Here is a 25,639-nt window from a genome sequence, read left to right on the forward strand (position 1 = left end):
CGGCGCTGCATCAAAAAACGCAGCAACAGCGCCCGGCGATTCGTGACTCGCCTCACCGACGCGCCCGATGCGAACTGGCTACTGTGTGCCTCGCATTGCCGCCGCCACCGCTACACCGCCAGGCGGCGCACCGATCCTTGCCGCATCGCATGAACCGATCGCGTGGCAATCGCACCGTCATCGTACCGATGACCTGCGCGGCGACGCGGTCATGCACGGCAATCGCGAATCCACGCACTTCGTCGCTTGCATCGGCGCGCGATGTTGCGTGGCCGCCACGCGCAGAACTTGTCGCAAGCGCCGATCCGCATGTCGTCGCGCTCGCATCACCGGACGATTCCCCACACGGAGGTTTGCCATGAAACGCACGTCGAAGTCCTTCCGCCCGCTGGCCGCGGCCCTGGCGCTCGCCATCGCACCGGCCGCGATCGCCGCCACCGCGCCGGCCGCTTACTCGCCGCCGCTCAAGCCCGCCAAGAGCACGCTGGGCCGCTACGACTCGCGCGAGTTCATCGAGGTCAAGTTCGCGCAAGGCAGCGGCGTCGGCCTGGTCAACGGGCGCCTGTCGTCGGCCGCGCACGGCCGCGGCTCGGTGCTCGATGCGCTCACCGCCCGCGCCGGCCCGATCGCCACGGTCGAGCCGCTGTTCCGCGCTTCACCCGCGGCGCTCGCGTCCGCCACCAAGGACGCGCAACAGCGCTCGGGCCGCGCCCTGGCCGACCTGAGCCAGTGGTACCGGCTGCAACTGCGTCCCGGCCAGGACCCGGCGCGCGTGGTCGATCAGCTCAACGCGATGGCGCTGGTCGAGATTGCCTACCCGGCGCCGCTGCCGGTGCCTTCGCCCACGCCCAACTACAACGCCTACCAGCAGTACCGCGGCTCGATCGCGACCAACGGCATCGACGCCGATTTCGGCTGGAACTATTCCGGCGGCGGCGGCGCGGGCATCCGCGTGCTGGACATCGAATACAGCTGGAACACCGACCACGAGGACCTGTCCAAACTGCGCCTGCCCGGCGCGCGCATCGCCAACGGTACGCCGCACGATCCGTTCGGCGACAACCGCCACGGCACCGCGGTCATGGGCATCCTGATCGCCGACAACAACGGCTTCGGCGTCACCGGCCTGGTGCCCGACGCCATTGCCCAGTACGTCAACGCGATGAACGTCGAACGCGGCTACGACCTGGCCAATGCGGTGTTCACCGCCGCCTACGCGCTGCTGCCCGGCGATGTGATGGTGCTGGAACAGCAGGCCTCCGGCCCGGCCGGTTGCAGCGATTACGTTCCGGTGGAATGGATACCCTCGGTGTACGACGCGGTCGCGCTGGCGACCTCGCGCGGCATCCACGTGATCCAGGCCGCCGGCAACGGCAACATGAACCTCGACAACGCCGCCTGCTTCGGTTCGCCGTTCCCGCGCGGCCGTCCGGATTCGGGATCGATCATCGTCGGCGCCGGCGGGCCGAGCACGAATGCCGTGTGCAGCGACGGCACGCCCGAGCGCGCGAAGCAGTGGTTCTCGACCTACGGCGCGCGGGTCAACCTGCAAGGCTGGGGCGCATGCGTGACCACGACCGGCTACGGCGATCTGTACAACGGTTTCAACGCGACCTACACCGCCAGCTTCGCCGGCACCTCCAGCGCGACGCCGATGGTGGCGAGCACGGTGGTCGCGTTGTCGGGCATCCTCAAGAACCGCGGCGTATCCGCCACCCCGCAACAGATGCGCGACGCGCTGGTCGCGACCGGTTCGGGCCAGACGGGCGGTGCGCCCATCGGACCGCTGCCGAATCTGCGCACGGTGCTCAACGCGCTCGGACTGTGAGCGTGCGTTAGCGTCTGGGTGATCGACGTCGGAGGCGACGTGCGAGTCATCGCACGTCGCTTCGATGGATCGAAACCGAATCGTTCGTGGTCGAGGATGAGGCGTGCCGGTTCGACTGGACGACCCGTCGATGGCGCCATCAATTCGGGAAAATCGAGTGCGGGCCGAGTGGCTCGCGCTCGACGGTGCAAGCGATCCGAAGTCGCGCCGCGACTACCTGGAGAGTCCTGGATTTTGCTGCTGCTGCGGCGCCGCCTGATTCTGCTGCGCATCGAGTGTCTGCGATTTCTGCAAGGACTCCTGCATGGTCGGCACGGGCTCGGACAAATCCAGCTTGACCCGGTATCCCGGCGGAAAACTGGCTTCGACCCAGGCGTTTCCCTCATGCACCCGCGCCTGCACCTTGTCGGCGGCGATTCCTTCTCCCTTCGCCAGCACCGTCGCGTGCATCACCTGCTCGTTGGAAATCGACTCGGGAAGTTTGTCGCGAATGGCGTTGTACAGCGGATAGTCGGCATGGCCCGGCGATGGCGGTTGCGCCGTCGGTGGCGCCGCAGCGGGCGCTTGGCCCGGAACCGATTGGCTCGGCGAAGGTTTTGGCCCGGGGTAGTAACTGCCGTAATAATCTTCGTACGTCTGACCGGTGCTGGTGGACGGCGTCTCGGTCTTGAATTGGGTCGCGATCTGCTGAAGGGCCTGTTCGCGGGTAATCGTGCCCGCGAGCATCTGGTCGGTGATTTTCTCGTACTGCGCCGCGTGCGTCCCGGGAAATCCTATGTCGGGCCCGCCGTTGTCCATGATCTCCTTGCGTATCTCGGCGTTCTTGATCGTCGCGGCGGCTTCGTCGCGCAACAAGCCGTTTACGTAGGTTTCCTTGGTGCTGCGGTCTTCGGGCTCGCTGAAATTCTTGTGTCCGATCTCGTGCGACAGCGCTTGTGCGATATCCGCGCCGTGACCCTTGGAGTCCACGTCGACAACGATTTCAGACTTGCCTTCGTCGATGAACGTGCCTTTGCCCGCATCGCCCCACCGCACCGTATAGCCCTCGGACTGGAGCTTCTCGATCTCGGCCTTGAGCGTGGGAGACTGCGCCAGGATGGCCTGGAATGCAGGGTCGTCGATCGGCCCCGTCGGCGTAGAGGGAGGCGAAGTGGAACCGGGAGCAGGTTGCAAAGGCTCATTAGCCATGACGCGATCCTCGCTGAGCATTCAGCTGCCGTCGTTGGCAGCAGGCACGTTTTATCTTCAGGGCATGCGATCAGGGCATGCGATTGAAAACGATGCTGGTGATCTGGTCCTTGTCGGAAGGCCGGCCGATCTTGATCGTGCTTGCGCCCTGCTTGGCGGACCAATACGCCGCCGATCCGGGCGCATGCGGCCGCGCCGGAACGAAATCCGCGTCGGGCCAGAATGTCCGCACGAACGTCGACGCTTCCGGGCCGGGCTCGGCCAGATCGATGATCAGCAGGTTATGCGACGCATTGTCCTTCATGGTGCGCAACTCGACGCTGCTCACGGCCAATCCGGCGAAGGTCCCGCCGTTGCCGCGCCGCACCGTCAGCTTGCCGTTATCGGATTCTTCCTTCAGATGCACCGAAAGATAACTATCGACGAAGCCCACGTTCGAAATGTCACCGGACGCCAGGTCGTCAACTCCTTTTTTGATGGCGGTCATGCGTTGCATAGGATTTAGTGACCCTTGTTGAGGTGAAGAGAGCGCTGACGCGGGATGTTCCGCGGACTCCTTGGTGGCGGTCGCGCCGCTGCCCATGGAACTGCATCCGGCGAGCAACGCGGCCAGCACACAGATCGGAAAGCGTGGGAAAAGAGCATGCGCATCGGCATGAAGCGCTATCGGCGAACGCGAGACGGACAGGCCGCTCCCCCTCGATGGTTTATCAGGCGGTACGCACTGAAAATCCATGATTCATCCTTGGCTGGTATTGCATCGGGTTGCGCATCGAATCTACACCGCACAATCTCCAGCCGCAAGCGCAAACTCGCGAAGCCCATGCTGCATATTCGATGAAAATATTATTGTGTATTTTCAGCACACTTAATCGGGATACGAGCACCGGCGAGGCGACACAGGCCGAGTTCGTCGCGCGGCCTGCGTCTCATCTAAACCCGATCACGCACAATAGCGACTTGAATGCGATCGGCCCACGTCGCACCACGGTTGTGCGGTGACGATGCATCGCAGCAACGGCGGGCGTTCGATCCGCATGCGTCGGCGCAAGCCTCGCGCGACCGCGATTGCTGGAAGGTCATCGTGCTTCCCCCGCATGCGTCGCATCCGGCGGTGGAGCGAATCTACCCCCGGCTGTTTCGTCCGCATGCAATGCGCGAATCGCGAGGGTTCACCGCGCCGATGCCGCGGCGACAGAGCAAGACGACGGTGTCGATGGCGCATCGGCTCCGCGGTCCTGCGCCGGCCGCCTGGCCTTGGTTACCGCGCGGGCGCCGAATCGGCCGCGGCCGGCGACGTGTCGATGCCGACGCCATCGGCCCTCGCACGCCCAGGCCGCAGCGGCTGGATGCGCAGGCTGCGGTTGCGGCACACATCGATATCGCCGTAGACCACGGTGCGGCCGTTGCCGAAGGTGAAGCGCAAATCGTAGACGCACTGCTCGCCGGTCCATTCGACGGTGGCCGAATCGCCGCCGCCGTCGATCGCCTCGCCCAGCGGCCTGGGCTGGAAGCGGCCGCTGCCGGCGGGCGCGACCGCCAACGCAACCAGGCGGTCGTGCGCGCGGTTGATCAATTCGAAATAGTGCGTGCGCGTGCCGGCCTGCACGGGCAGGACGGCGGCGAACGAGACGACAGCGACAACGGTCAGAACTGCGGCGAGGGACGATCGCATGGCCGGACTCCGGTGCTCTATGGGCGGTGGCTCGGGCGACGGCGCCATCCGCCGCGCTCCGATGCGCGCATCACAGCCGCCACGGGCCGCGCCGGTCCACGCGTTCGGGACGAATCGTCGCTGCGGCCGGACCAATCGTAGTGGCGCGATCGAACGCTGTTCGAAGCGCGCGCAGGCGCTTAGGATCGGCGCTGACTTCGCTGCATCGGCCGCTCATGAACATCCAGCTCGGCGATACCGTCATCGGCCTGCGCCGCTACCTCGGCCTGTGGTCGGCGGTGGTGCTGGTGTTCGCGCTGCAAGGATGGGTACACGACGCGCTGCTCGGCGCGACGGTGTGGTCGATCCTCGACTACCTGCGCTGGTCGATGATCCAGTGGTACACCTGGGCCGCGTTGGCGCCGATGGTGTTCCGCCTGGGCGCGCGCCATCCGATCCAGCCGCCGATGCGGGTTCGCTCGGTACTCACCGCGCTGGCATCGCGCACCGGCGTTCCGCTGCGGTTCGGCTGGCTGTTCACCCACCTGCTGGCCGGCGCGGGCATTACCGCGCTGGCGCTGGTCTTCGGCGCCTTGCTCTCGGCGGTGCTCGAACCCAGTTCGTTCTTCGAGCAGTTGCAGCAGTACCTCGGCCGGTACGCGGCGATCGGATTCATGACCTACTGGGCGTTGCTCGCCATCCAGCACTCGCTGCACTACCAGGCCGAGAAAGCCCGCCGCGAGGTCGAGGCCAGCCGGCTCGCGACCGAACTGGCGCAGTCGCGGCTGCAGGTGCTCAAGACCCAGCTGCAGCCGCATTTCCTGTTCAACACCCTGCACGCCATCGTGACCTTGCTCAACGAGGACACGGTGTCGGCCGAGGACATGCTGCTGCGCCTGAGCGAGCTGCTGCGCGCGTTCCTGGAAGACTACGACGGCCAGGAAATCAGCCTGCGGCGCGAACTGGAACTGCTGGACCTGTATCTGGGCATCCAGCGCGTGCGCTTCAAGGATCGGCTGACCACGCAGATCTACGTCGCGCCCGACGCACTGCACTGCGCGGTGCCCAGCCTGGTACTGCAACCGATCGTCGAGAACGCGATCCGCCACGGCATCGGCCGCCGGGTCGGCAGCGACCGGATCGAGATCGATTGCCGTCGCGAAGGCGACCAGCTGTGCATCGACGTGCGCAATCACAACAGCGCGCTCGAAGCGGAACGCACGGCCGAAGGCGACGGCGCGGGCCACGGCATCGGCCTGTCCAATACCCGTCTGCGTTTGCAGGAACTCTACGGCGATGCCGCGCAACTGCGGCTCGACCTGATCTGGCCGCAGGGCGTGGCCTGCCGCATCCGCCTGCCGTTTCGCGAGATGGACTCGGACGACGACGAACCCGAGCTCACCGGCGCATGAACCTCACCGCGCTGGTGGTCGACGACGAACCGATCGCGCGCCGCGCGATCGTGCGTCTTCTCGACGCCGGCGCGCAGATCGAGGTGCTCGGCGAATGCGGCGACGGCGCGTCCGCGGTCGAAGCGATCCGCAAGCGGTCGCCCGACCTGGTGTTCCTCGACATCCAGATGCCGGCGATGACCGGGCTGGACGTGGTCGCGGCGATCGGCGCGCAGCGCATGCCGGCGACGATCTTCGTCACCGCCTACGAGCAGTACGCGGTGCGCGCGTTCGAGGCGAACGCGGTCGACTACCTGGTCAAGCCGTTCAGTCGCGAACGCTTCGCCGCGACCTTGCAACGCGCCAAGTCGCGCTTGTCCGCGGCCGGCGATGCTCAAGCCCGGATTCTTCAGGCGCTGGAAAGCCTGCGCCAGCGCGACGAATACCTCGAACGCATCGCGGTGCGGGTCGACGAGCATGTGATCTTCGTGGCGGTCGACGACATCGTCTGGATCAAGGCCAACCGCAACACCGTGCAGATCCACCTGGCCGATCGCATCCACGAACTGCGCGAGACCCTGTCCACGCTCGCCGCGCGCCTGGACCCGCGCCGCTTCGCCCGCGTGCATCGCTCGGCGATCGTCAACGTGCAGCGGGTGCGCACCATCCATCCGTGGTTCAACGGCCACCATGTCGTGACCATGGACAACGGCCAGCAACTGCGCATGAGCCGGTATCAGCACGAGACCTTTCTGCGCCTGGTCGGTTCGCGGCGCGAGGACTGAACAGCGCGCGACGCGCGTTCAGCGCTTCATCACCGTTAGTTAACGCATCGCTCGCGCCGCCGATGTTCATTCATCGACGCGATGCGATCGCCTGTTCGAACGCATCCGTATCCAGGTTCGACCCGTAGTTCCTCATGCAAACGATCCGGCCGATACGTTGCGATGCATCCAATCATTCAATGAGGAACGTATCCATGAACACCCGACTCAAGACCCTCGCGGTCGTCGTAGTGCTGGCGCTGTCCGGCGCGGCGTTCGGCGCCGATGCCAAGGGCATGAACAATCCGATGGTCGGCGGCGCGCCGATGCTGGTGACTCGCGACATCGTCGACAACGCGGTCAACTCCAAGGATCACACCACCCTGGTCGCCGCGGTCAAGGCGGCGGGTCTGGTCGAAACGCTCAAGGGCCCCGGCCCGTTCACCGTGTTCGCGCCGACCAATGCCGCCTTCGCCGCGTTGCCGGCCGGTACGGTCGACACGCTGCTCAAACCCGAAAACAAGGCGACCTTGACCAGCGTGCTGACCTACCACGTGGTGCCCGGCAAGCTCGACGGCAAGGCGCTGATGGCGCAGGCCAAGGCCGGCGGCGGACGCGCTCAGCTCAAGACCGTGCAGGGCGAAGTGCTGACGGTCAGGACCGACGGCGGCAAGGTCACGGTGACCGACAGCAAGGGCAACACGGCCAATGTCACCATCGCCAACGTGTATCAGAAGAACGGCGTGATCCATGTCGTCGACAAGGTGTTGATGCCGTAAGTCGTCGCAGGCAGGCAAGCGGCCGGCGTTGTGCGCCGGTTGTTTGCCGGCGCGCATATCGGCGTGTTCGGCGTACTTCGCCGAAGCGTCGCAGGCGAGGTGTCGCGGTCGCGGCTTGCGCCGCTCCTACAGTCGGATTACGTAGGCTGCGCCAAGGTCGTGCTCGGACTTCGTCGCCACGAATGCCCCCTGTAGGAGCGGCGCAAGCCGCGACCGCGACACTTCAATCGCCAACGCATGTCATCGAAAGCTGTCGACGCGGCAGGTATCCGCGAAAAAACGCCCGCGACCGCGTCAGCGCGACGTTCCATAGGGAACCGTCCAGCGCAACACCGACCGCACCGGCACGCCTTTCAACCGTGCAGGCTCGAAAGTCCACAAGTTCGCGGCCACTGCGGCCGCGTTGTCGATGGCGTCGTCGCCGCTGGAGCGATCGACCTCGACGGCGTAGGCAAGCTTGCGCGTGTCGTCGACCTTGATCTTCAACACCACCACCCCGCCCGGACCGGTCTTGACCGCGGCCGGCCAGCTCGGCGGAAAGCGCCCCATCGACTCGACGTCGGGATGCGCGGTCGTATCGGGCAAGGCCTGCCAGCACGCGTCGTCCGCCTTGAACTCGACCGGCACGCGGATCGAATCGGCATGCGGCTTGCCTTGGCTCACGGCCGGGTAATAGCGCCATCCGCGCGCGGCCTGCACGGCCGCTTCGTCCAGCGCCGCGTTGCCGTCGCTGTGTTCGATCTTGACTTCAAGCACCTCGCCCTGTTCGTCCACATCGACCCGCAGGACCGTGGCGTCGCTGCGGCACAGCGCGTCGGCGACGCCGTCGGGATAGGCCGGCGGGTGTTCGCTCTTGTACGGCCAGTCCACGCGTCCCGATATGTCGGGGCCGATTTCGACGTCCTGGGCCAGTGCCGGCGCGGCGATCGCGGACAGGCCGATGCAGATCGAGTACGCGATAACCTTGAAGCTCCGGGTGAAACGATGCATGCCGTGTCCTTTCGATGAAGCATCCATGTGCATGCCGCCAGCCGCTCAACCCAGCCAGCGGCGAATGCGCCGGTACACCTGCGCATCGCCGAGCAGGTCGAGATGGTGCAGACCGTGGCCGATCCAGCGATGGCGCTTGGGAATGTGCAGATCGAACGCGGGATCGGGATGCAGCCCCAGCGCGCTCGCGACCGGCACCAGGGTGTCGCCGCTGAAGCGCTCCGCCGCGGCGAGCCCGCCGACGTTCGACGCGCCCTCCTTGTCGGTCGACACCGCGATCGCGTAGCTGCGCACCGATTCGGGCAGCGGCAACGGCGTGCGCGGATCGCGGCGGCCGTCGTCGGCGTGCTTGCGCCAGTCGGCTTCGATCAGATTGCCGTGGCGCAGGTCCTGGATGCCGGCGCTGCGGATCTTGCCCAGCCGCGCGAACGGCGCGGTGTACGGGCTCAGCGCGATCAGCATGTCGAACCAGCTGCCGGCGCGCTCCAGCGGCGCGCCGTGATGCGGCGTACCGAGGAACACCAGGCTGTCGAGCCGGCTCAGCCACTGGCGCTTGCTGCGCTGCGCGCTGTGGCAGGCGCTGCGCGCGACCAGTCCGCCCATGCTGTGGCAGACGATCGCGAAACGCTCCACCGGCAGCGGCCACTCGCGCAGCAGCTTGTCGAGCTGCGCCGACAGCTCGCGGCCGTTGCTGGAGATGTGGCGGCCGGTGTTGTAATGCAGGTACACCGGCGTCCAGCCGGCATCGCGGGCGAGCGCGGCGCCGTGGTCGTGGCCGTTCCAGTTCCACTGCAGGTCGTTCATGCACAGGCCGTGGATCAGCACGACCACCTTGCCGGTGGCCTGCGGATACGCCGCCGCCAGGGATTTTCGCCCGAGTTTGAGCGGCCGGCCGTCCTTGCGCAGCTGCATGTCGATCGCCAGCGGATTGTCGGTCGCGGCCAGGTGATCGCCGAGCACGCCGTTGAGCGCCGACACCACCGCGCCGCGCTGCGGCAGCGAATCGATCCGGTTCAACAACGGCGCGAACTGGGCCAACGCCAGATCCAGGCCGTCGCCGACGAAGCGGGTGATGCCGCGCACGCTGCGGTAGACCAGGCCGGTGATGCCGCGCGTGGGGTCGCGCACCGCCGCGCCGAGCGGCGACGGCAGGGCGACGATGGTGGCGTGGACGGATTCGACCAGATCGGTGACGCCGGTGATGGCGTCGATGGTCAGGCGGCCGATGCCGCGCAGGTCGGTGCCGTGGCCGATCACGGCGTCGGCGGGCGAGCGTTTCGGCATGGGCATCCTGCGCGGGCTGAGCGGACGCCCAGCCTACTGCACGCGAAGCGCATTGGCGCGCGCACCAGGCCGCATCGCCGGTCGCGGCCGCGATGGAGCGCGCCATCGGCGCCTGCGGACCGGTCCGTCGCGCAGCGACTCGCCGTCGGCGAGGCACGCCGACGCCGACGCGGTACGCGTCTGGTTCGCCGATACCGCGACCGCCGATTCATGCTAATCATCACCTTGATCCCCCGTGCCGGACCCCGATGCGCAGCAGCCTGCCCCGCCTCATCGTTTTCGCCTTGCTGTGCGCCTCGGCCGGCGGCTGCGCGCCGGTGCGCTACTACCAGGCGTTGTCCGGCAAGCAGGTTGCGCAGCGCAAGCCACCGCCGATCGTCGAGCACGGGCAGCCCGCGCCCGCGCATCAGAACGTCGCGACGTTCCACGACGGCTTGCACCTGGCGCGGCTGCACAAGCAGGGCGAGCAGACCTTCGGTGTCGTCGACCGGAAAAGCCGGGTGGTGATCCCGATCGGCTATCAACACATCATCGATCGCGGCGCCGACGGTTTCGGCGCGATCGGCCTGCAAAGCCTGCGCGCATTCGACCGGCAGGGCCGGCAAACGGCGGCCACGCTGTTCGAAGACGAACTGGACTTCGTCAACGGCCAGGCGGTCGCGGTGATCAAGCCGCCCGGCGGCGATTCCGATGCGGAGCGTTACGGGGTCATCGATGCCGATGGCAACACCGTGATCCCGTTCGAGTACCACCGCGTCTTCGAACGCCACACCCAATCGCGGCCCACGGTGTCGTGGTACCTGGTGCAACGCGAGGTCAGCGCGGCGGGTGAGCCGAAGCGGTACCGCAGCGGCTTGCTGGACGCCCGGGGGCGAACGATCGTGCCGATCGAATACTTCGATATTTCCCCGAACGTGGATATCGAAGGCCTCGACGAAGGCTGGGCGATGCTGTTCGAACGCGAGCACAGCAGCGTTGCGGTCAACTTTCTCACCGGCCTGCGCATGCCGCGCACGGGCGGCTCGTTCTACGGCCGCACCGTGGGCTATTCGACCTTGCTCAATCCAGAGCCGGAAACGCTCAACCAGTACGAGAAGATGCAATACCGCAAGGCCAATCCGGCGCGTTATCGGCTGGAGCTGTTCGACACCCAGGGCCGGTTGGTCTACGACCAGCGCGATATCAGGGTGACCTGGGACATCAAAGGCCTGATCGCAGTGTCGCGCGCAGGCAAGTTTGCGCTGCTCGATGCGCAGGGCCGGCCGCTGAGCGAGTTCGTGTACGACGCGGTCAAGGACTTCGGCGGCGGCCAGGCGCTGATGGAACGCGACGGCAGAAAAATCTGCATCGATGCGGCCGACCCGGCCGGCACCCAGCGCGCCGCGCGCGAATGCCGCAAGGCCACCACGTTGAAGCACAAGAACGATCGCGAGCGCGCGCCCAGCGGGTTCCCCGCCGTCTACCCGCGTTTCGGCGGCTGAAACGCGGGGCAGCACCGACGGTGCGCCGAACGCGACGCCGCCTTCAAGTCGATGGCCTTATCTCATCGGCGTTTCGAATCATCAGCCTCGAGTCGCAGGATCCCGATCGCGGCATTCAAACCGCCGGCACCAACGCCGGCACCCGCAGGCGCCCTTCCAGCAAGTCCATGCCGCGCCGGCCCGGGCCCATCGCGATGCCCGAGGTCACCATGAAGAAACGTTCGAGTTCGAACGACACGCAGCTGACGATGCAGAACGCGCCCGGCGCGTGCTGGTTGATCGCGTAGTACACGCCGATGCCGTGGCGGCGCAGGTGCGCGATCATGTCGGCGAGCATCGCCTTGGGCGGCATCGCCGCGCGCGCCGGATGGGCCCAGTCGACCCGTTCGAGCCGATCGGCACGGACCTGGAAGTACGCGCAGTCGCGCAGCTTGCGGTACTCGCTCAGCGTATCCAGCGCGAGCCGGCTGTACTCGCGCATCTTCGGCGTGCGCGATTTTATGTCGATGCATTGCACCAGTTCGGTCAGCGCGCGCATCGCGGCGTGCGCGGCGTACAGCGACGCGCCGTAGCCGCAGGGAAAGGTTTCCTCGTCGGCGAGGATGTCGGCGGTGGTGGCGATGAAGGCCGGGAACTGCAGGTCGGTGGTCACGTCGATCAGCCACACCTCGCGATCGAGTTGCCCGCACACCGCGCGGTAGATGCGCGCGACGTCGTCGGGCAGCGACTGCGGATCGACGATCACGCCCAGGCTGGTCGGGTCGCCCAGGTAATGCGCGATCAGGAACAGCGACCAGGCGTCGCGCTCGACCAGTTCGCCGATCGCGTGGACCGCGGCCTCCTCCAGGCTGGCGCCGATCGCCACGCCGCTGTTGGAGCTGAAGCGGATCGCGCTGTTGTAGTCGAAATCGTCGCCTTCGACCAGATTGTGCAGGTACGCCGGATAGGTCATGAACAGCGGCACCGGCACGGTGTCGTCGCCGGGACCGTGTTCGTCGAGACGGCGGTAATTGCGACACGCCAGCTGTTGCTGCGCATTGGCCTCGAACGCGGCCGCGAACGGCAGGCCGGCGTAACGCGGGTCCTGCGCGAAGTGCTGCGAACGCACCAGCGCGATGGGCGCATCGGCCGGCGGCTTGCGGGTGTAGTAGTGCTCGACCGCTTCGTACATCGCGCCGGTCAGCGACGCGGCGGCCTCGCCCTTGCCGAAGCCGTTGCTGAGCGCGACGTCGTCGGCGTCGTACAAGGTGCATACGGTCGAGGCGATGCCTTCGCCGAGCACGTCGATCTGCATGCGCCAGCCCTGATCGCGCACGTAGCCGCGGATCACCGCATCGGCGTCGGCCAGCGATCGTTCGCGCTCCAGGGGAATCATGGCCTCGCTCCTTGCCTTGCTTTGTCTCGTCCTGCCTGGCGCGCTCGCCCGCAGCGCGGCGGCACGAACGGGTCCGTGCCGCGCGCCCGAGAGCAAACCGTCGCCGGCTTACTTCGCGTACTGGTCCAGGAAGGATTTTTCCTTGGCGGTCAGCTCGACCTTGATCTGCTTCTCGCTGATGACCTTGCTGGCGTCTTCGATGAGCGGACGCGGCTTGAACACGGGGATATCGATCGCCTTTTTCATGGTGTCCCTCTTCAGGTGATGTCGCCGATGGCGTGGATGCAGCGACGCCGAAGCCACGACCTTGCGACTTCCGTGTCGACTGCCCTTTTTCTATACCCATGGTGTAAGAACGGTGTCAATCACGCAGGCATCGACATTGCCTGTGTGGAACCGGGATCACGTCCACATGCGCGTACGCGCGGCGGATCGGTCCAAATTGCAATTGCATGAACGCGCCGATGGCGCGGCTCAGCGCGCGACCCGGCGAAGGCGCAGGCGGTCGCCGTCCAGCTCATAGGCGAAGCCGGCGTCGGGCTCGGCCAGGAACCCCCACAGCGGCCGCAGCACCGCTTCGGCCTTGAGCAGCACTTCCTGGAATTCGGCCTGCGGGTCCGACAGCCAGGTGATCGCGCCGCCGGCGCCGAAGGCGACGCTGTCGCCGTCGTAGGACAGGGTGCGGATGCCGATGTTGAGATCGGCCACGCGGTTGTAGCCCAAGTAGCCGATCGAACCGCAGTAGACGCCGCGCGCGCTGCGTTCGAGCCGGTCGATGATCTGCAGGGTGCGGCGCTTGGGCGCGCCGCTGATCGAACCGCCGGGGAAGGTCGCGCGCAACAGGTCGATCAGGCCGGCGTCGGGACGCAGCTGCGCCTCGACCGTGCTGACCAGCTGATGCACGGTGCGATAGCTTTCGACTTCGCGCAGCTTCGGCACCTCGACCGTGGCATGCACCGCGACCCGGTTGAGGTCGTTGCGCATCAGGTCGACGATCATCAGGTTTTCGGCGCGGTCCTTGACCGATTCGGCCAGATGCCGCGCGTACTGCGCATCGACCCGCGGGTCGTCGGAGCGGCGCATCGTGCCCTTGATCGGCTTGGTCTGGATGCGGCCGCCGCGGTCCACGCGCAGGAAGCGTTCCGGTGAGGTGCTCAGCACGTGATGGTCGCCGCTGCGCAGGTAGGCGCCGAACGGCGCCGCGTTGCCGCGACGCAGGCGCAGGTACAGCGCCAGCGGATCGAGTTGCGCGCGGAAGCGGAAGTGGTTGGTCAGACAGATCTGGTAGGACTCGCCGTCGACGATGGCGCGGCGGCAGTGCTCGATCGCGGCCAGGTAATCGTCGTGGCCCAGGTCCATGTCGACTTCGAGCGTATCCAGCGGCGCGGGCGACGGCGCCGATTCCGGCGCGGGCTGGGCGAGGGTCGATGCCGCCTGCGCGGCGACCGTTTCGAGCCAGCGCTGCGCGTCGGTCGCCTGCGCGGTGTGCGGCGCGGCGATCGCGATCGCCCAGGCGCGCGCGCGGCGATGATCGAAGGCGAGGAAGCGGTGCACGCGCATCCACAGCGCATCGGGCAGCCGCGTGGCGGCGTTGCCGCTGCTGTCGCCGTTGCCTTCGCCATCGAACAGCGCCTTCATTTCGTAGCCCAGCCAGCCGATGAAGCCGCCGCGGAAATCGAATGGCAGTGCGCTTTCGGCCGGGGCGGACGCGCCGTCGGCCGGGATCGGATCGGCGACCTGCGCCTGGAGTTCGCGTTCGATGCGATCGAGCAGCGCGTGCCCGGTCGACAGCGCCGCGTCGTCGTCGGCGATGCGATAGGCCAGCAGATCGCCGTCGTCGACCGCGCCCATGAACGAACACGCCGCGCGCTCCTCGACCGCGTCCTGGCTGTCGAGCCAGAAACTGTTGCGCCGTTGCGCGTACAGCGCGTTGAACACGGTTTCCGGATCGAGCTTCGCATCCAGGGGCTTGCACCACAGTTGCAAGGCTTGCGGCGGCTCGGCGGCCGGCGGCGGTGTCGTCGTCGTTGCGATCAGGCTGACGAAGGCCCGGCCGTGGTGCCGATACACGAGATCGCGGAAATTCGCGATCAGGTCGATGCCGTGTTCGCTCAGGATCGACTCGGGATGGAACTGCACGCCCCATTGCGGGCGACGGCGATGACGCAGCGCCATGATCAGGCCGTCGTCGGTGTGCGCGGTCGCCTGCAACGCCGGCGGCAACGGCGCGGCCGCGATCAGCGAGTGATAGCGCACCACCTCGAACGATGCGGGCAAACCCGCGAACAATTCGCTGCCGTCATGATGCAGGCGCGAAACACGGCCGTGATACGGCTGCGGCGCATGCACGATGCGGCCGCCTTCGGCGTAGGCGATGCCCTGGAAGCCCAGGCAGACTCCGAGCAAAGGCAGCGCGCTGTGCGCGATCGCCTGGCGCGCGACATGGAAATCGGCCTCGTGCTCGACGCTGCCCGGCCCGGGCGACACCACGATGCAGTCGTAGCGTTCGTCGGCCCGCAGTTGCTCCCAGCCGCAAGCGTCGTTGCGCAGCACGGTCGGCGCGCGGCCGAACGCGCGCCCGATCTGGTCGGCGAGGTTCCAGGTGAAGGAGTCGTAGTTGTCGATCAACAGGCAACGCATGATCCGGCCATTGTCGTACAAAGCCCGGGCGCGGCGGCGGTTTGGCGATGGTTCGCGGCGATTCGGCCAGGCGCGCGGCCGTCGACTCCGCCGCGAACGGCGCTCAGGCGCGCGCGCGCAGGCAGCAGGCGATCGAACGCACGCCGCCGTCTTCGAAGGCGATGTCGACCTCGAAGGCCTGCCCGGCCCGCACCGTCGGCGACAGATCGGCCGCGGCTAGGAAACGCAGACGGTCGTCGCCGACCTGCGCCAGCCGCATCGCCTCGAAGCCGAAGAACGCCCGCACCTGCGGGTACAGCGCCTTGTACAAGGCTTCCTTGGCCGAAAACGCCGCGGCCAGTCCGGCCACCGCGTCGGCGAAGCCGGCTTCGATCACCGCCTGCTCGGCCGCGTCGACCACCACGCCGCGGATCTCCCCGGCCAGGCGCGCGTCGATCCGCGATTCGATGTCGATGCCCAGGCCGATCATGCGCGGATCGGCGCTGGCCAGGCAGACCGCGCGGTCGCCGGCATGCGAGATCGATGCGATCGCGCCGGCCGGCCACAGCGGTTCGCGATCCGGGCCGATCGCGATATCGGCCGAGGCGATCCCCAACCGCGCCAGCGCGCGCCGCGCGCAGATCCGGCCGGCGAGGAATTCGCCGCGCCGCTTGGCCACCGCGCGCGCCAACTGCGGCGGCAGTTGCAACCCATGAGCGGGGTACAGCGCGTCGTCGTAGGCGTCGAGGCGGAAGCGGCAGGCGTAACCGGTCAGCGGCTGGCCCTGGGCCTGCGCGTCGAAGGGCGCGGCGTCGTGGAGGAAGGCGTCGTGGTCCGGGCGCATGCGCTCAGGCCTTGGCATCGCGCGGCGGCGCGGCGGTGATACGGTGGGCGGGCGGGTGCGGGCGACGCGGTGAACGCATGGGGGGTCCGTTACGACGGTAGGGGCAGTGTGGGGCGTCATCGCGGATAGATCGCTGGAAACGAAGCCGCTGCCTTGGCTCATGGTATCGGCTCGCGACGCGCAACGGCCCGCCGAAGCGGGCCGTTGCAAGGCGATGCGGCATCGCGCCGCTACGCACTCAGGTGAAACGACGCTCGGTGACGCGGCAGTCAGTTGACGCTGGCCGCGCTCCACGCCCGCGCGATCGTGGTCTGCTCCGGCGAACCGGCCCCGTACAGCTCGGCCGCGGCGGCCAGGGTCGCCGCGCGCGCCTGCGGGTAGGTCGTGCTGGAGGTGAACTTGGTGGTCAGCGCGCGATACCAGATCTTGCCGAACTTGTCGCGGCCGATGCCGACGATGCCGGTGTCGCCGTTGCAGACCAGTTGGGCCGGCGTCAGCGTGGTCCCGGCCGGGGTCACCGCGCCTTCCATCGCCAGATAGGCCATGCGGTTGGCGACGCCGGAGGTGTAGTGCGGGTCGTGAATCCCGCCCGCCGCCAGGTTCGGATCGAAACCGCTGCCGCCGATGTAGCAGTTGAACGACTTGCCGTCGGCGCCCTGGTTGTACATGTCGCGGAACGCCAAGCCGCCGGTGCGCATGATTTCGCCGATGCGGTAGTCGCCCGGATCGTTGGGGTTGTTGGCGTAGAACTCGACCAGGGTGCCGAGGATGTCGGAATTGGCTTCGTTCAAGCCGCCGGCGTCGCCCGAGTAGGCCAGGTTCGCGGTCGCCGCGTTGACCCCGTGCGACATCTCGTGGCCGGCCACATCGATGCCGACGATCGGGCCATAGCCGCGGCTGGCGTCGCCGTCGCCGTAGAACATCACCTTGGTCAGGGCGAAATAGGCCGCGTTGACGCCGGTGGTGCCGCCGGTGGAGGTCTTAAAATTGGTGTGGGCGTAGCTGCTGATGCCCTTGTTGTCGTTGTACAGGCCCAGGCGGCCATGGACGTTCTTGTAGTAGTCCCAGGTCGCGCCGACGCCGTAGTGGATGTCGGTGGCGACGGTGGCGCGATCGCTGAGGGTGTTGTTGCCCCAGGTGTTGTCGGTGTCGGTGAACAAGGTCGCGCCCAGGGTCGCGCCGAGGATGTCGAACAGGTTGGAGATCGCCGCGCCCTTGGCGTCGTAGACCTTGCCGTTGCCGCGGGTGGTGTCGATCAGGTCGAACTTGGTCGCGCTCTTCTGGTCGGTCGGCAGGCTCAGGTCGCCGTAGTAGAACGACTTGCCGGTGCCGATCGCGGCCGCGGTCTGCAGCTGGTCCTGCACGTCGAGCACGCGGCCATCGGCGGCATTGACGTAGTAGGTGACGAAGCCGGAGTGGCGGTCGGTCTCGTCGCCCTGCACGGTGACCTCGTAGGCGAGCACCGGCGTGGCGCCGCGCGCATACACCACCAGTTCGTTGCCGTGGATCTTGGCGACCCGGCCGTTGAAGCGCGCGCCGGCTTCGATCGCGGCCTGGTCCTTGCCGATCACCCGCGCGCTCAGCGACGGACGCTGCGCGCTGCGCAAGGTCAGCTGCGCGGACTTGAGCTCGCCGCGCCGCGAGGTCACCACCACGTCGCCGCCGATCACGCGCAGGCCTTGATAGCTGCGGGCGAAACGCGCGTGCTGGGTGCCGTCGCGGTCGATCACCATATCGCGCGCTTCGAAGCGGTCCGCGGCGTCGGCCCGCAGCAGCCCGGCGTTGCCGGCGATCAGGCTGCGCGCCTGCGCGGTCGCGGCGTCCCTGGCGGCGAGGCCGGCGTCGGCGGCCTGGGCGAGCGGCGCGGTCAGCAGCGTCGCGGCGATGGCGAGATAGAGTCCTTCCTGTTTGAACCGTCGAGTATTCAATCGCATGGCGTCCTTACTCCTTGGCCTTGGGTCGCTACGGCCCGGCGCGGCGCCGGGTCCGGTTCCGATATTCGGCATATTTCAGGTGCCATGAGGCGCCGTTCAGGGGCCGGATCACGGCAAAACTGCGGAGCCGTTCGGAGTTCGTGCTTTTGGTCGACTCGCGTTCGTCGGGCGCGTCGTCGACGGCGGCCGCTTGCCAGCTCCGGCGCCCGGTGATCTAAAGTGAGCCGTCGCATGCCCGGCTCGTTCGATTCGGCGGGCGCGGCATTCGATGGCGCTGCGCGCCGGTTCGCGCGACCCATCCGCGAACTCGCCGGCGCGCCCTGCTGGCGAACGGACTCAACACAGGTGCTTGGATGAGAACGATCTTTTGCGTGGTCTTGTGCCTGCTCAGCGGCCACAGCCTGGCCGGCGGCGACATCGTCCCCACCGACGATCCGGGCAGCGATTGCGTCGCGGCCACGATCGCCACCCCGCGCGGCGCGGCCAACCGCAAGTACGACGAGGCGTACTGCGCCGTCAACAAGGACCCCGCCGCCTATCGCACCTGCCTGAAGAACGCCGCGGCGAACCCGACGATTTCGTTCTTCACCGACCGCTGCGGCGAGGCCGGGGACGGCGCCTACGTCAGCTTCAACGGCCAGACCCACCAGGTATGGCGCAAGTCCGAATCGCCGCACCGCCAGGTGCGTTACGCCGGCACCTACACGGGCAAGGGCGTGAGCGTGCGCGTGGTGCCCGGCAAGCTCATCGAGCGTTTCGTCGAAGACGGCGAAGTGATGGGCATCACCCACTCGGTCGATGTATTCATCACCCAGGGCGGCGAAACCGTGAAGATCCCGGCTGTCTACGACGACCGGCACTGACGCGCGACCGCTCGCTTCGGCGCGACGAACTCGTACCCGATCGCAACCGGAACGACAACGGCCCGCCGAAGCGGGCCGTTGCCATCGCACGCATTCGCATGCGCGCGACACCGCTTAAAACGATGCGATCGGATCAGTTGACCTTGACCGCGCTCCAGGCCCGCGCCACCGCGTTCTGCTCGGCCGAACCGTTGCCGTACAGCTCGCCCGCCGCCGCCAGCGTCGCCGCGCGCGCCTGCGGGTAGGTGGTGTTGGAGGTGAACTTGGCGGTGAGCGCGCGATACCAGATCTTGCCGGCCTTGTCGCGGCCGATCCCGGTCATGCCGGCATCGCCGTTGCAGGCCATCTGCGCCGGGTTCAGACCCGTGCCGGCCGGCGCGACCGAGCCTTCGGCCAGGAAGTAGAAGAACAGGTTGCCCACGCCCGAGGTGTAGTGCGGGTTGTGCGCGCCGTCGGACAGGTTGGGATCGAAGCCGCCGGCGATGTAGCAGTTGAACGACTTGCCGTCGGAGGCCTGGTTGTACATGTCGCGGAAGGCCTTGCCGTCGGTGCGCATCTTCTCGCCGATGCGGTAGTCGCCCGGGTCGCTGGCGTTGTTGGCGTAGAACTCGACCAGCGTGCCGATGATGTCGGAGGCGGCTTCGTTGAGGCCGCCGGCATCGCCGGAGTACGCCAGCTTGGAGGTCGCCGCGGTCACGCCGTGGGTCATCTCGTGGCCGGCCACGTCGATGCCGACGATCGGACCGTAGCCGCGCGCGGCATCGCCGTCGCCGTAGAACATGCTCTTGACCAGATCCACGTAAGCCGCATTGACGCCGCTGTTGCCGCCGCTGGAGGTCTTGAAGTTGGTGTGGGCGTAGCTCTTGATGCCCTTGCCGTCGCCGGCCAGGCCGGCGCGGCCGTGGACGTTCTTGTAGTAGTCCCAGGTCACGCCGACGCCGTAGTGGATGTCCACGCCGACGGTCGCGCGATCGCTGGTCGTGTTGTTGCCCCAGGTGTTGTCGGCGTCGGTCATCAAGGTGGCGTTGGAGGTCGCCGAGAGGATGTCGAACAGGTTGGAGACCACCGCGCCCTTGGCGTCGTAGACGCTGCCGCTGCCGCGGGTGGTGTCGATCAGGTCGAACTTGGTCGCGCTCTTCTGGTCGGTGGAGATGCTCAGGTTGCCGTAGTACAGCGAGCGGCCGGTGCCGGTCGCGGCGGCGGTCTGGATCTGGTCCTGCACGTCGAGCACCTTGCCGCTGGCGGCGTCGACGTAATAGGTCACCAGGCCCGAATGGCGGCTGTTGCCCTCGCCCTGCACGATCACCTCATAGGCCAGCACCGGCTTGGCGCCGCGCGCGTAGACCACCGGCTCGTTGCTGCGCACCTGCTCGATGCGGCTGCCGAAGCGCGCGCCGGCCTCGACCGCGGCATCGTCCTGGCTGATGCGCGGGGTCAGCGACGGACGCTGCTTGCTGCGCAGGGTCAGCAGGGCCGAACGCAACTGGCCGCGCTGCGACTGGACCACCACGTCGCCGCCGATCACCCGCAGCCCGCGGAAGGTGCGGTCGAAGCGGACGTGCTCGGTGCCGTCGCGGTCGACGATCGCGTCGCGCGCATTGAAACTGTCGTCGCTGTTGCCTTGCAGCGCGCCGAGATGATTTGCGATCAGACCGCGGGCCTGGCTCATCGCCAGGGCCTTGCCGCTGTCGGCGGCGTGGACGGCGGGCCCGACCAGCGCGGCGGCCAGGGCGAAACTCAGCACGGCGCGCTTGGGCGCATTGGAATGCAATGACATACGTGACTTCCCCTCAATGACATCGAAAGCCGAACGGATCGGCGGTGGACAGCGGCGGTGGCGGCGGCGCTGGGCGCATCCTCGATCGATAACGCAAGCCGCGGCATGCGTGGACGAAGGCAAATCGCGGGCAAAAATGTGCGGCTACGCAGGGTTTTGCGAAGTCTTGCAAGAAATGCATTTCGTTTGTGGACGAACTGCGTCTACGCCGCGACGACGCGCCGCGCTCGTTCGTGCGCGGGCGTATGGAAGCATTCGTGTGCGTGCGCAGTCACTGCGATGTGGCGCCGATCGCGCAAGCGGATCGACGCCCTCCAGCGATGCGGGATCGGGCCGCGCTTTTGAACTTGTCTGGGCGGCCCGCATCGCGGCGCGTGCGATGCGGGCGATCGCGATCAGTCTTCGATGATCGCGTGCGGCACGAAGCGCGAGGTGTCCTGGGTGATCGGACTGGCGTCTTCGCGGATGCCCATGCCGGCGGCCTGGTCGGCGACGACCCAGCTGCCGATCAGCGGATAGTTCGCCGCGCCGTCGTCGCCATCGAAACGCGGCAACGGGTGATGCGCCTGGCGGATGGTCGGGCCGTCCTGGTACGGGCCGTCGCTGCGCAGGCGTTCGCCGCTGGCGCTGACCAGCTCGATGTTGGCGCCTTCGCGCGAGAACAGCGGCTTGCGCACCCAACCGGCGGGCAGTTCGGCGGTCTGCGCGGCGGCGTCCTCGAACTGCGCTTCGAGCAGGTTCGGATGATCGCGATGGCGTTCCCACAGCAAGGGCAGCACGCCCTTGTTGCTGAGGATCGCCTTCCACGCCGGCTCGATCAGCTGCACCTGCGAGGCGGCCAGCTTGGGGCCGTATTCCTCGACGAACATCCACTCCAGCGGATACAGCTTGAACAAGGTCTTGATGACGCGGTCGTCGCCGTCGGTGAACCAACCCTCCTTGCTCAGGCCGATGCCTTCGATGCTCAGTTCCAGCGTGTCCACGCCGGCCTGCTCGGCGCAGTCGCGCAGATAGCGCACCGTGCCCCGGTCCTCGACCGAATCCTCGACCGCGGCGAAATGCACCGGCGTGGCGATGCGCTTTTCGCGCGACAAGGTCGCGAAGGTTTCGATCAGCAGTTCCTGGATGCGGTTGTACTGGTCGCTGCCTTCGCCGAAGGTGCCGCGCGCGATGGCCTGCTCCAGCCACAGCCATTGGAAGTACGCCGCCTCGTACAGCGAAGTCGGCGTGTCGTAGTTGAGTTCGTACAGCTTGGCCGGGCCGCGGCCGTCGTAGGCCAGGTCCATGCGGCCGTACAGATGCGGCTCGCGCCGGCGCCACGACGCGGCGATCCAGTCCCAGTAATCGGTCGGAATCGCCAGCCGGGTCAGCAGTTCCTCCGAACCGACCACTTCATCGACCAGGGCCATCGACATGTCGTGCAGCTCCTGGGTGGGCTGCTCGATGTCGTCCTCGATCTGGCGCAGGCCGAAGGCGTAGTACGCCGATTCGTCCCAGTACGCTTCGCCGTCGATGGTGTGGAAGTGGAAACCCAGCGACTGCGCTTGTTCGCGCCAGTCCGGGCGTGGGGTCGTAAGGATGCGTTTCATGCCGCTCCGATGAACACTGCGATCGCCGCGCGCCGAACGGTTCGGCGCGCGCGAGTACGACCTAGATGGGGCCGACCCCGGGGCCGAATCAACCGCCCCAGCTGCCGCCGCGGCTGGAACCGCTGCTGCGGCTGCCGCCGAAACCGCCGCGCGCGGCCGCGCTGGAGCCGAAACCGGCGCGCGAGACGGTCATCGCGCGCGCCGGCAACGCGGTGTTGCCCTGCTTGCCGTAGACCGTGCCGCTGCTCTTGCCGACCAGTTCGCCGCCCGGACGCAGATAGCCGCCGCTGCGGTAGTCGCGGTACAGCGGCGACACGCCGCCGATGCCGTAGTACCCGCGCGGCTGCATCGCCTGGCTGAGCGCGTAGCCGATCAGGAACCCCGACATCGAGGGCATGTAGCTGTGGCTGCCGGCGCTGGCGTTGGCGGCGACCGGCGCGGGCTGGCAGGCGCCGAACTGGTCGTTGCACTCTTTCTCGCTCTCGAAGCGCGGCGCGAGTTTTTCGTGCTCGACCAGCGCCTGCTGGTAGGCCTTCTCGCATTCGGCCGGCGCGATCTCGGTCTGCGCCGCGCAATCCTCGCGCGAGGTCAGCACCTTGCCGCTGGGTTGGTCGTCGCCGCAGCCGGTCAACACCGCCGGCACCGACACCGCCATCAACACCAGCCGCAGCTGGCGCGAACGTTTGCTGTTGCGATCGTGGACAGTCATGGCGGCGCTCACGGGGTCATGGCGGCGGCGTTGATCAGGCCGACGCTGACCGATACGCCGGCCGAAAAGATGCCGGCGGCGGTCTGGTTGAGGGTGATCTGCTGCGACAGCTTGGGCGCGACCAGGCGCGCGAGCAGGAACGCGACCGCCTGCACCACCACCGACACCGCGCCCCAGATCGCCGCGTCGATCAGGCTGACCGAGTTGGAGATCGCCGAATGCAGCGGCAGGGCCAGGCCGATCAGGGTGCCGGCGAACGCGGTCGCCGCGGCGGTGTTGCCTTCGCGGATCAGGCTCAGCTCGCGGTGCGGGGTGATCAGCACCAGGGCGAGCGCGGCCAGCACCAGCACGCCCAGGCCGATGCCGGCGTAGGCGAGGAAATTGAGGAAGCTGTGGGCGGTGATCGGGGCGTCCATGGAGAGAGTCCTTGCGGCGGAGTGATGCGGTGGAAGCGTTCGCGCTGGGGCAGCGCGCTTGCGCTCAGGTGATGTCGAGATCGGCCGTGGTCAGGTCGATGCCGATCGCATAGGTAACCACGAACTCGCTCGGGCCGTAGTCCTCGGCAGTGACCAGCAAGAATTCCTCGCGGTCCAGCTCGGGCACTTCGCGCCGGTACAGCATGGCGTAGTGGGTCAGGTCGTCGTCGCGGCGCGGCGGGTCGTGGCGGTACAGCACCTCGTCGTAGATCACCGGCGGCGCCTTGCCGCCGGTGCCGAGCTGGTCGCCGAATTCGCGATACCAGGTGCGGCCGGCGTAGTCGATCTGGTCGGCGCCCAGGTGCGGATGCTCGTGGATGAAACGCTTGAATTCGGCCTGGTTGGCCGGGTTCACGGTTTCCTGGAACACGAACGCCTTGATCCCCTCGACCTGGCCGCTGGCGGTGCTGACCTGCAGATAGGCGTCTTCGTCGAGATAGAAACGATGCAGCGCGTGGCCGCCGCCCAGGTCGATGTGGCCGTAACACGGGATGCCCTGGTGGCCCTCGGGCAGGCGCAGCGTCCACGCCTGCGGATGGGCGCGGAACGGCAGGGTGTCGAACGCGACCCGGCCGTTGATGCGCAGGCCCAGCGGCAATTCGTGCGTGAACGGCAGCGTCGCCGTCTGCGATGTCTGCTTCTTGCCGCCGAACAATCCGTCCAACCAACCCATCGCGCTTACCTCGTGTGGCCTTGAATCGACTCGCTTGCGATCGATTCGTTATCGATCGAACTGCATTGAATCACGCCGCATCGAACCGGACCGTATTCAATCAGGCCGGTTCGACCAGGCTGCGTCAAACCGTGGCCGCCGCGAGCGAGGCCCACGGCACTCGCGCGCTGTCGATGCGCGCGTCGGCAAGGTAATACAACAACGTGCCCGCCGCGATCTGATCATGATCGGGCGGATTGAGCACCGGCGCGGCGGTGCGGCCGTCGCGGTAGCCGATCCACAGCGCCGACTGGGCGCGGAACGCGGCCGCTAGCCGGCCGGCGCGCACCGGCGCGGCGTCGGCCGGCACCTGCAGGCTGAACTGGGTCGGGCCGCCCGCGCCGAGCCATTCGCCGGCGACCAGCGAACTGCCGGCGTCCTGCGCGGCGCGCGCGATCACGTCCACGTGCAGCGGCCGGGTGCATTCGACATGCGGGTAGTGGCTGCGCACCAGTTGCGCGACCGCCGCGGATTCGAAATGCGCGACCACGTGCGCGCCGGGCTTGTGCGCCATCAGCGCGAACACCGCCGCGAGCGAACGGTCGTCGTGGTCGGTGTGGACGATCACCCGCGCGGCCTGGGCGATCGCGGCGCGCGGGTATTCCTCGCAATCGGCATACGACGCCACCGCGACGAAGCGGATCTGCTCGGGCAGCGGATTCTCGCTCAGGCCCTCGGCGACCAGCACGATGCCTTCGTCGTCGGTGTGGGTGTCGGCCAGCAGCAGTTGCACCAGCCGCTGGGTTTCGCGGCCGTGCCAGCCGATCAGCACGGTGTGGCCGTGCATGTCCTCGTAGCTCATCTTGCCCACCTGATGGCGCTTCCAGAAATTGAGCAGGCCGGCGCTGGTCTTGGCCAGCACCGAGGCGAACAGCGCGATCGCGCCGGGCATCACGAACAAGGCCGCCGCCCAGCGTCCGGCCGGTGTGCCCGGCGACAGGTCGCCGTAGCCGATCGTGCTGGCGGTGGTCATGTAGTAGTAGACGAACGCATCCCAGCCCAGCAGCTTGTCTTCGCCGGCCCAGGCCAGCAGCAGCCAGGTGCCGGTCATGTGCAGCACCAGCGCGGCGGCGACCACGCCCCAGCTGATCCGGCGCAGATGGCCGCGCAGGCTGCGGAAAAGTTTGCCGATTACGATCATGTCAGCCGGTTTGCCTGGTTACGTCCATGCCACGCGGCTTGAAGCCGATGATGCTGGGGTGTTGGTTCGCTTCGTGCTGCGTTGGCTCGCTTCGCCGCTGCATTGCGTTGCCGTTTAACTCGGTCGTGCTGCCTGTTCGCGTTGCTTTGGAGTGCTGCTGATTTCCAAAGGCGCTGCGATTTTTCATGCCGTCATTCCCGCGAAGGCGGGAATCCAGAGACTTCAGCGGCATCCTGCCAGA

At 67.5% G+C, this 25,639-nt stretch carries 23 protein-coding genes; 6 read left to right on the top strand and 17 right to left on the bottom strand.

Translation table 11 applies throughout. The features are described from left to right. The first annotated feature begins 358 nt into the window (after window positions 1-358). On the top strand, window positions 359-1,828 hold the full coding sequence (locus tag KME82_RS25950) for a S8 family serine peptidase (RefSeq protein ID WP_215496607.1): 1,470 nt from the start codon (window positions 359-361) through the stop codon (window positions 1,826-1,828). Between the two features lie 213 nt (window positions 1,829-2,041). Here KME82_RS25950 and KME82_RS25955 read toward each other — a convergent pair whose 3' ends face one another. The 3 genes from KME82_RS25955 to KME82_RS25965 all read right to left on the bottom strand — a co-directional run bounded on the left by KME82_RS25955 (window position 2,042) and on the right by KME82_RS25965 (window position 4,691). Next, on the bottom strand, window positions 2,042-3,037 hold the full coding sequence (locus KME82_RS25955) for a hypothetical protein (RefSeq protein WP_215496608.1): 996 nt from the start codon (window positions 3,035-3,037) through the stop codon (window positions 2,042-2,044). A 49-nt stretch (window positions 3,038-3,086) separates the two neighbouring features. After that, window positions 3,087-3,752 carry a hypothetical protein gene (locus tag KME82_RS25960; RefSeq protein WP_215496609.1) on the bottom strand — a complete coding sequence of 222 codons (666 nt, stop codon included), beginning with the start codon at window positions 3,750-3,752 and terminating at the stop codon, window positions 3,087-3,089. Window positions 3,753-4,277: 525 nt separating this feature from the next. Beyond that, the gene (locus KME82_RS25965) at window positions 4,278-4,691 is read right to left on the bottom strand and encodes a hypothetical protein (protein WP_215496610.1); all 414 of its coding nucleotides are present in this window, start codon (window positions 4,689-4,691) and stop codon (window positions 4,278-4,280) included. Between the two features lie 215 nt (window positions 4,692-4,906). Between KME82_RS25965 and KME82_RS25970 the strand changes: the two genes are divergently transcribed. The 3 genes from KME82_RS25970 (at window position 4,907) to KME82_RS25980 (ending at window position 7,604) form a co-directional block, all read left to right on the top strand. After that, the gene (locus KME82_RS25970; protein WP_215496611.1) at window positions 4,907-6,082 is read left to right on the top strand and encodes a sensor histidine kinase; all 1,176 of its coding nucleotides are present in this window, start codon (window positions 4,907-4,909) and stop codon (window positions 6,080-6,082) included. After that, entirely contained in the window at window positions 6,079-6,846 is a 768-nt protein-coding gene (locus KME82_RS25975) for a LytR/AlgR family response regulator transcription factor (RefSeq protein WP_215496612.1), read from the top strand. The genes KME82_RS25970 and KME82_RS25975 overlap by 4 nt, the downstream gene beginning before the upstream one ends. Before the next feature lie 194 nt (window positions 6,847-7,040). Further along, complete coding sequence (locus KME82_RS25980; RefSeq protein WP_215496613.1) at window positions 7,041-7,604, top strand: fasciclin domain-containing protein; 564 nt, start codon at window positions 7,041-7,043, stop codon at window positions 7,602-7,604. Window positions 7,605-7,898: 294 nt separating this feature from the next. Here the strand turns inward: KME82_RS25980 and KME82_RS25985 are convergent, their stop codons facing one another. After that, entirely contained in the window at window positions 7,899-8,594 is a 696-nt protein-coding gene (locus tag KME82_RS25985; protein WP_215496614.1) for an energy transducer TonB, read from the bottom strand. 45 nt (window positions 8,595-8,639) lie between these two features. Further along, a complete protein-coding gene (locus KME82_RS25990; RefSeq protein WP_215496615.1) occupies window positions 8,640-9,878 on the bottom strand; it encodes a lipase family alpha/beta hydrolase in 1,239 nt (412 codons plus the stop codon). A 248-nt stretch (window positions 9,879-10,126) separates the two neighbouring features. Here KME82_RS25990 and KME82_RS25995 point away from each other — a divergent pair, with 248 nt between their 5' ends. Continuing rightward, complete coding sequence (locus KME82_RS25995; RefSeq protein ID WP_215496616.1) at window positions 10,127-11,359, top strand: WG repeat-containing protein; 1,233 nt, start codon at window positions 10,127-10,129, stop codon at window positions 11,357-11,359. Between the two features lie 115 nt (window positions 11,360-11,474). On the opposite strand, the gene KME82_RS26000 is transcribed toward KME82_RS25995, so the two are convergent. The 5 genes from KME82_RS26000 to KME82_RS26020 all read right to left on the bottom strand — a co-directional run bounded on the left by KME82_RS26000 (window position 11,475) and on the right by KME82_RS26020 (window position 18,131). After that, entirely contained in the window at window positions 11,475-12,734 is a 1,260-nt protein-coding gene (locus tag KME82_RS26000) for a YcaO-like family protein (RefSeq protein WP_215496617.1), read from the bottom strand. Between the two features lie 108 nt (window positions 12,735-12,842). Then, window positions 12,843-12,980 carry a hypothetical protein gene (locus KME82_RS26005; RefSeq protein ID WP_157754304.1) on the bottom strand — a complete coding sequence of 46 codons (138 nt, stop codon included), beginning with the start codon at window positions 12,978-12,980 and terminating at the stop codon, window positions 12,843-12,845. 228 nt (window positions 12,981-13,208) lie between these two features. Next, window positions 13,209-15,374 (bottom strand): aminodeoxychorismate synthase component I, encoded by a 2,166-nt coding sequence (gene pabB / locus KME82_RS26010; RefSeq protein WP_215496618.1) that lies wholly within the window; start codon window positions 15,372-15,374, stop codon window positions 13,209-13,211. 103 nt (window positions 15,375-15,477) lie between these two features. Beyond that, window positions 15,478-16,197 carry a 4'-phosphopantetheinyl transferase family protein gene (locus tag KME82_RS26015; RefSeq protein ID WP_215496619.1) on the bottom strand — a complete coding sequence of 240 codons (720 nt, stop codon included), beginning with the start codon at window positions 16,195-16,197 and terminating at the stop codon, window positions 15,478-15,480. A 269-nt stretch (window positions 16,198-16,466) separates the two neighbouring features. Then, window positions 16,467-18,131 carry a M4 family metallopeptidase gene (locus KME82_RS26020; RefSeq protein WP_215496620.1) on the bottom strand — a complete coding sequence of 555 codons (1,665 nt, stop codon included), beginning with the start codon at window positions 18,129-18,131 and terminating at the stop codon, window positions 16,467-16,469. Window positions 18,132-18,484: 353 nt separating this feature from the next. Here KME82_RS26020 and KME82_RS26025 point away from each other — a divergent pair, with 353 nt between their 5' ends. Next, on the top strand, window positions 18,485-18,994 hold the full coding sequence (locus KME82_RS26025; protein ID WP_215496621.1) for a hypothetical protein: 510 nt from the start codon (window positions 18,485-18,487) through the stop codon (window positions 18,992-18,994). Between the two features lie 133 nt (window positions 18,995-19,127). On the opposite strand, the gene KME82_RS26030 is transcribed toward KME82_RS26025, so the two are convergent. The 7 genes from KME82_RS26030 to KME82_RS26060 all read right to left on the bottom strand — a co-directional run bounded on the left by KME82_RS26030 (window position 19,128) and on the right by KME82_RS26060 (window position 25,585). Further along, the gene (locus KME82_RS26030; protein WP_215496622.1) at window positions 19,128-20,771 is read right to left on the bottom strand and encodes a M4 family metallopeptidase; all 1,644 of its coding nucleotides are present in this window, start codon (window positions 20,769-20,771) and stop codon (window positions 19,128-19,130) included. A 395-nt stretch (window positions 20,772-21,166) separates the two neighbouring features. Continuing rightward, window positions 21,167-22,360 (bottom strand): glutathionylspermidine synthase family protein, encoded by a 1,194-nt coding sequence (locus tag KME82_RS26035; RefSeq protein ID WP_215496623.1) that lies wholly within the window; start codon window positions 22,358-22,360, stop codon window positions 21,167-21,169. Window positions 22,361-22,448: 88 nt separating this feature from the next. Further along, window positions 22,449-23,069, bottom strand: a complete 621-nt coding sequence (locus tag KME82_RS26040; protein WP_215496624.1) for a DUF1190 domain-containing protein — start codon at window positions 23,067-23,069, stop codon at window positions 22,449-22,451. 8 nt (window positions 23,070-23,077) lie between these two features. Next, window positions 23,078-23,485 (bottom strand): DUF350 domain-containing protein, encoded by a 408-nt coding sequence (locus tag KME82_RS26045; protein WP_215496625.1) that lies wholly within the window; start codon window positions 23,483-23,485, stop codon window positions 23,078-23,080. Window positions 23,486-23,549: 64 nt separating this feature from the next. Further along, entirely contained in the window at window positions 23,550-24,218 is a 669-nt protein-coding gene (locus tag KME82_RS26050; RefSeq protein WP_215496626.1) for a DUF2491 family protein, read from the bottom strand. 124 nt (window positions 24,219-24,342) lie between these two features. Next, window positions 24,343-25,398 (bottom strand): potassium channel protein, encoded by a 1,056-nt coding sequence (locus KME82_RS26055; protein WP_215496627.1) that lies wholly within the window; start codon window positions 25,396-25,398, stop codon window positions 24,343-24,345. A 1-nt stretch (window position 25,399) separates the two neighbouring features. Then, complete coding sequence (locus KME82_RS26060; protein WP_215496628.1) at window positions 25,400-25,585, bottom strand: hypothetical protein; 186 nt, start codon at window positions 25,583-25,585, stop codon at window positions 25,400-25,402. Between the last annotated feature and the right edge of the window lie 54 nt (window positions 25,586-25,639).

This window comes from Lysobacter capsici, assembly GCF_018732085.1.
In the GTDB taxonomy this organism is placed as follows: Bacteria; Pseudomonadota; Gammaproteobacteria; order Xanthomonadales; family Xanthomonadaceae; genus Lysobacter; species Lysobacter capsici_A.

Bases quoted from the DNA above. Each gene is read 5' to 3' on its own strand.
- KME82_RS26015 (WP_215496619.1), bottom strand. From the start codon at position 16,197: ATGCGCCCGGACCACGACGCCTTCCTCCACGACGCCGCGCCCTTCGAC.
- KME82_RS26000 (WP_215496617.1), bottom strand. From the start codon at position 12,734: ATGATTCCCCTGGAGCGCGAACGATCGCTGGCCGACGCCGATGCGGTG.
- KME82_RS25970 (WP_215496611.1), top strand. From the start codon at position 4,907: ATGAACATCCAGCTCGGCGATACCGTCATCGGCCTGCGCCGCTACCTC.
- KME82_RS26030 (WP_215496622.1), bottom strand. From the start codon at position 20,771: ATGTCATTGCATTCCAATGCGCCCAAGCGCGCCGTGCTGAGTTTCGCC.
- KME82_RS26060 (WP_215496628.1), bottom strand. From the start codon at position 25,585: ATGAAAAATCGCAGCGCCTTTGGAAATCAGCAGCACTCCAAAGCAACG.
- KME82_RS25990 (WP_215496615.1), bottom strand. From the start codon at position 9,878: ATGCCGAAACGCTCGCCCGCCGACGCCGTGATCGGCCACGGCACCGAC.
- KME82_RS25960 (WP_215496609.1), bottom strand. From the start codon at position 3,752: ATGGATTTTCAGTGCGTACCGCCTGATAAACCATCGAGGGGGAGCGGC.
- KME82_RS25995 (WP_215496616.1), top strand. From the start codon at position 10,127: ATGCGCAGCAGCCTGCCCCGCCTCATCGTTTTCGCCTTGCTGTGCGCC.
- KME82_RS26025 (WP_215496621.1), top strand. From the start codon at position 18,485: ATGAGAACGATCTTTTGCGTGGTCTTGTGCCTGCTCAGCGGCCACAGC.
- pabB (WP_215496618.1), bottom strand. From the start codon at position 15,374: ATGCGTTGCCTGTTGATCGACAACTACGACTCCTTCACCTGGAACCTC.
- KME82_RS26055 (WP_215496627.1), bottom strand. From the start codon at position 25,398: ATGATCGTAATCGGCAAACTTTTCCGCAGCCTGCGCGGCCATCTGCGC.
- KME82_RS25980 (WP_215496613.1), top strand. From the start codon at position 7,041: ATGAACACCCGACTCAAGACCCTCGCGGTCGTCGTAGTGCTGGCGCTG.
- KME82_RS26040 (WP_215496624.1), bottom strand. From the start codon at position 23,069: ATGACTGTCCACGATCGCAACAGCAAACGTTCGCGCCAGCTGCGGCTG.
- KME82_RS26035 (WP_215496623.1), bottom strand. From the start codon at position 22,360: ATGAAACGCATCCTTACGACCCCACGCCCGGACTGGCGCGAACAAGCG.
- KME82_RS26045 (WP_215496625.1), bottom strand. From the start codon at position 23,485: ATGGACGCCCCGATCACCGCCCACAGCTTCCTCAATTTCCTCGCCTAC.
- KME82_RS25985 (WP_215496614.1), bottom strand. From the start codon at position 8,594: ATGCATCGTTTCACCCGGAGCTTCAAGGTTATCGCGTACTCGATCTGC.
- KME82_RS26050 (WP_215496626.1), bottom strand. From the start codon at position 24,218: ATGGGTTGGTTGGACGGATTGTTCGGCGGCAAGAAGCAGACATCGCAG.
- KME82_RS25965 (WP_215496610.1), bottom strand. From the start codon at position 4,691: ATGCGATCGTCCCTCGCCGCAGTTCTGACCGTTGTCGCTGTCGTCTCG.
- KME82_RS26020 (WP_215496620.1), bottom strand. From the start codon at position 18,131: ATGCGATTGAATACTCGACGGTTCAAACAGGAAGGACTCTATCTCGCC.
- KME82_RS25955 (WP_215496608.1), bottom strand. From the start codon at position 3,037: ATGCTCAGCGAGGATCGCGTCATGGCTAATGAGCCTTTGCAACCTGCT.
- KME82_RS25975 (WP_215496612.1), top strand. From the start codon at position 6,079: ATGAACCTCACCGCGCTGGTGGTCGACGACGAACCGATCGCGCGCCGC.
- KME82_RS26005 (WP_157754304.1), bottom strand. From the start codon at position 12,980: ATGAAAAAGGCGATCGATATCCCCGTGTTCAAGCCGCGTCCGCTCATC.
- KME82_RS25950 (WP_215496607.1), top strand. From the start codon at position 359: ATGAAACGCACGTCGAAGTCCTTCCGCCCGCTGGCCGCGGCCCTGGCG.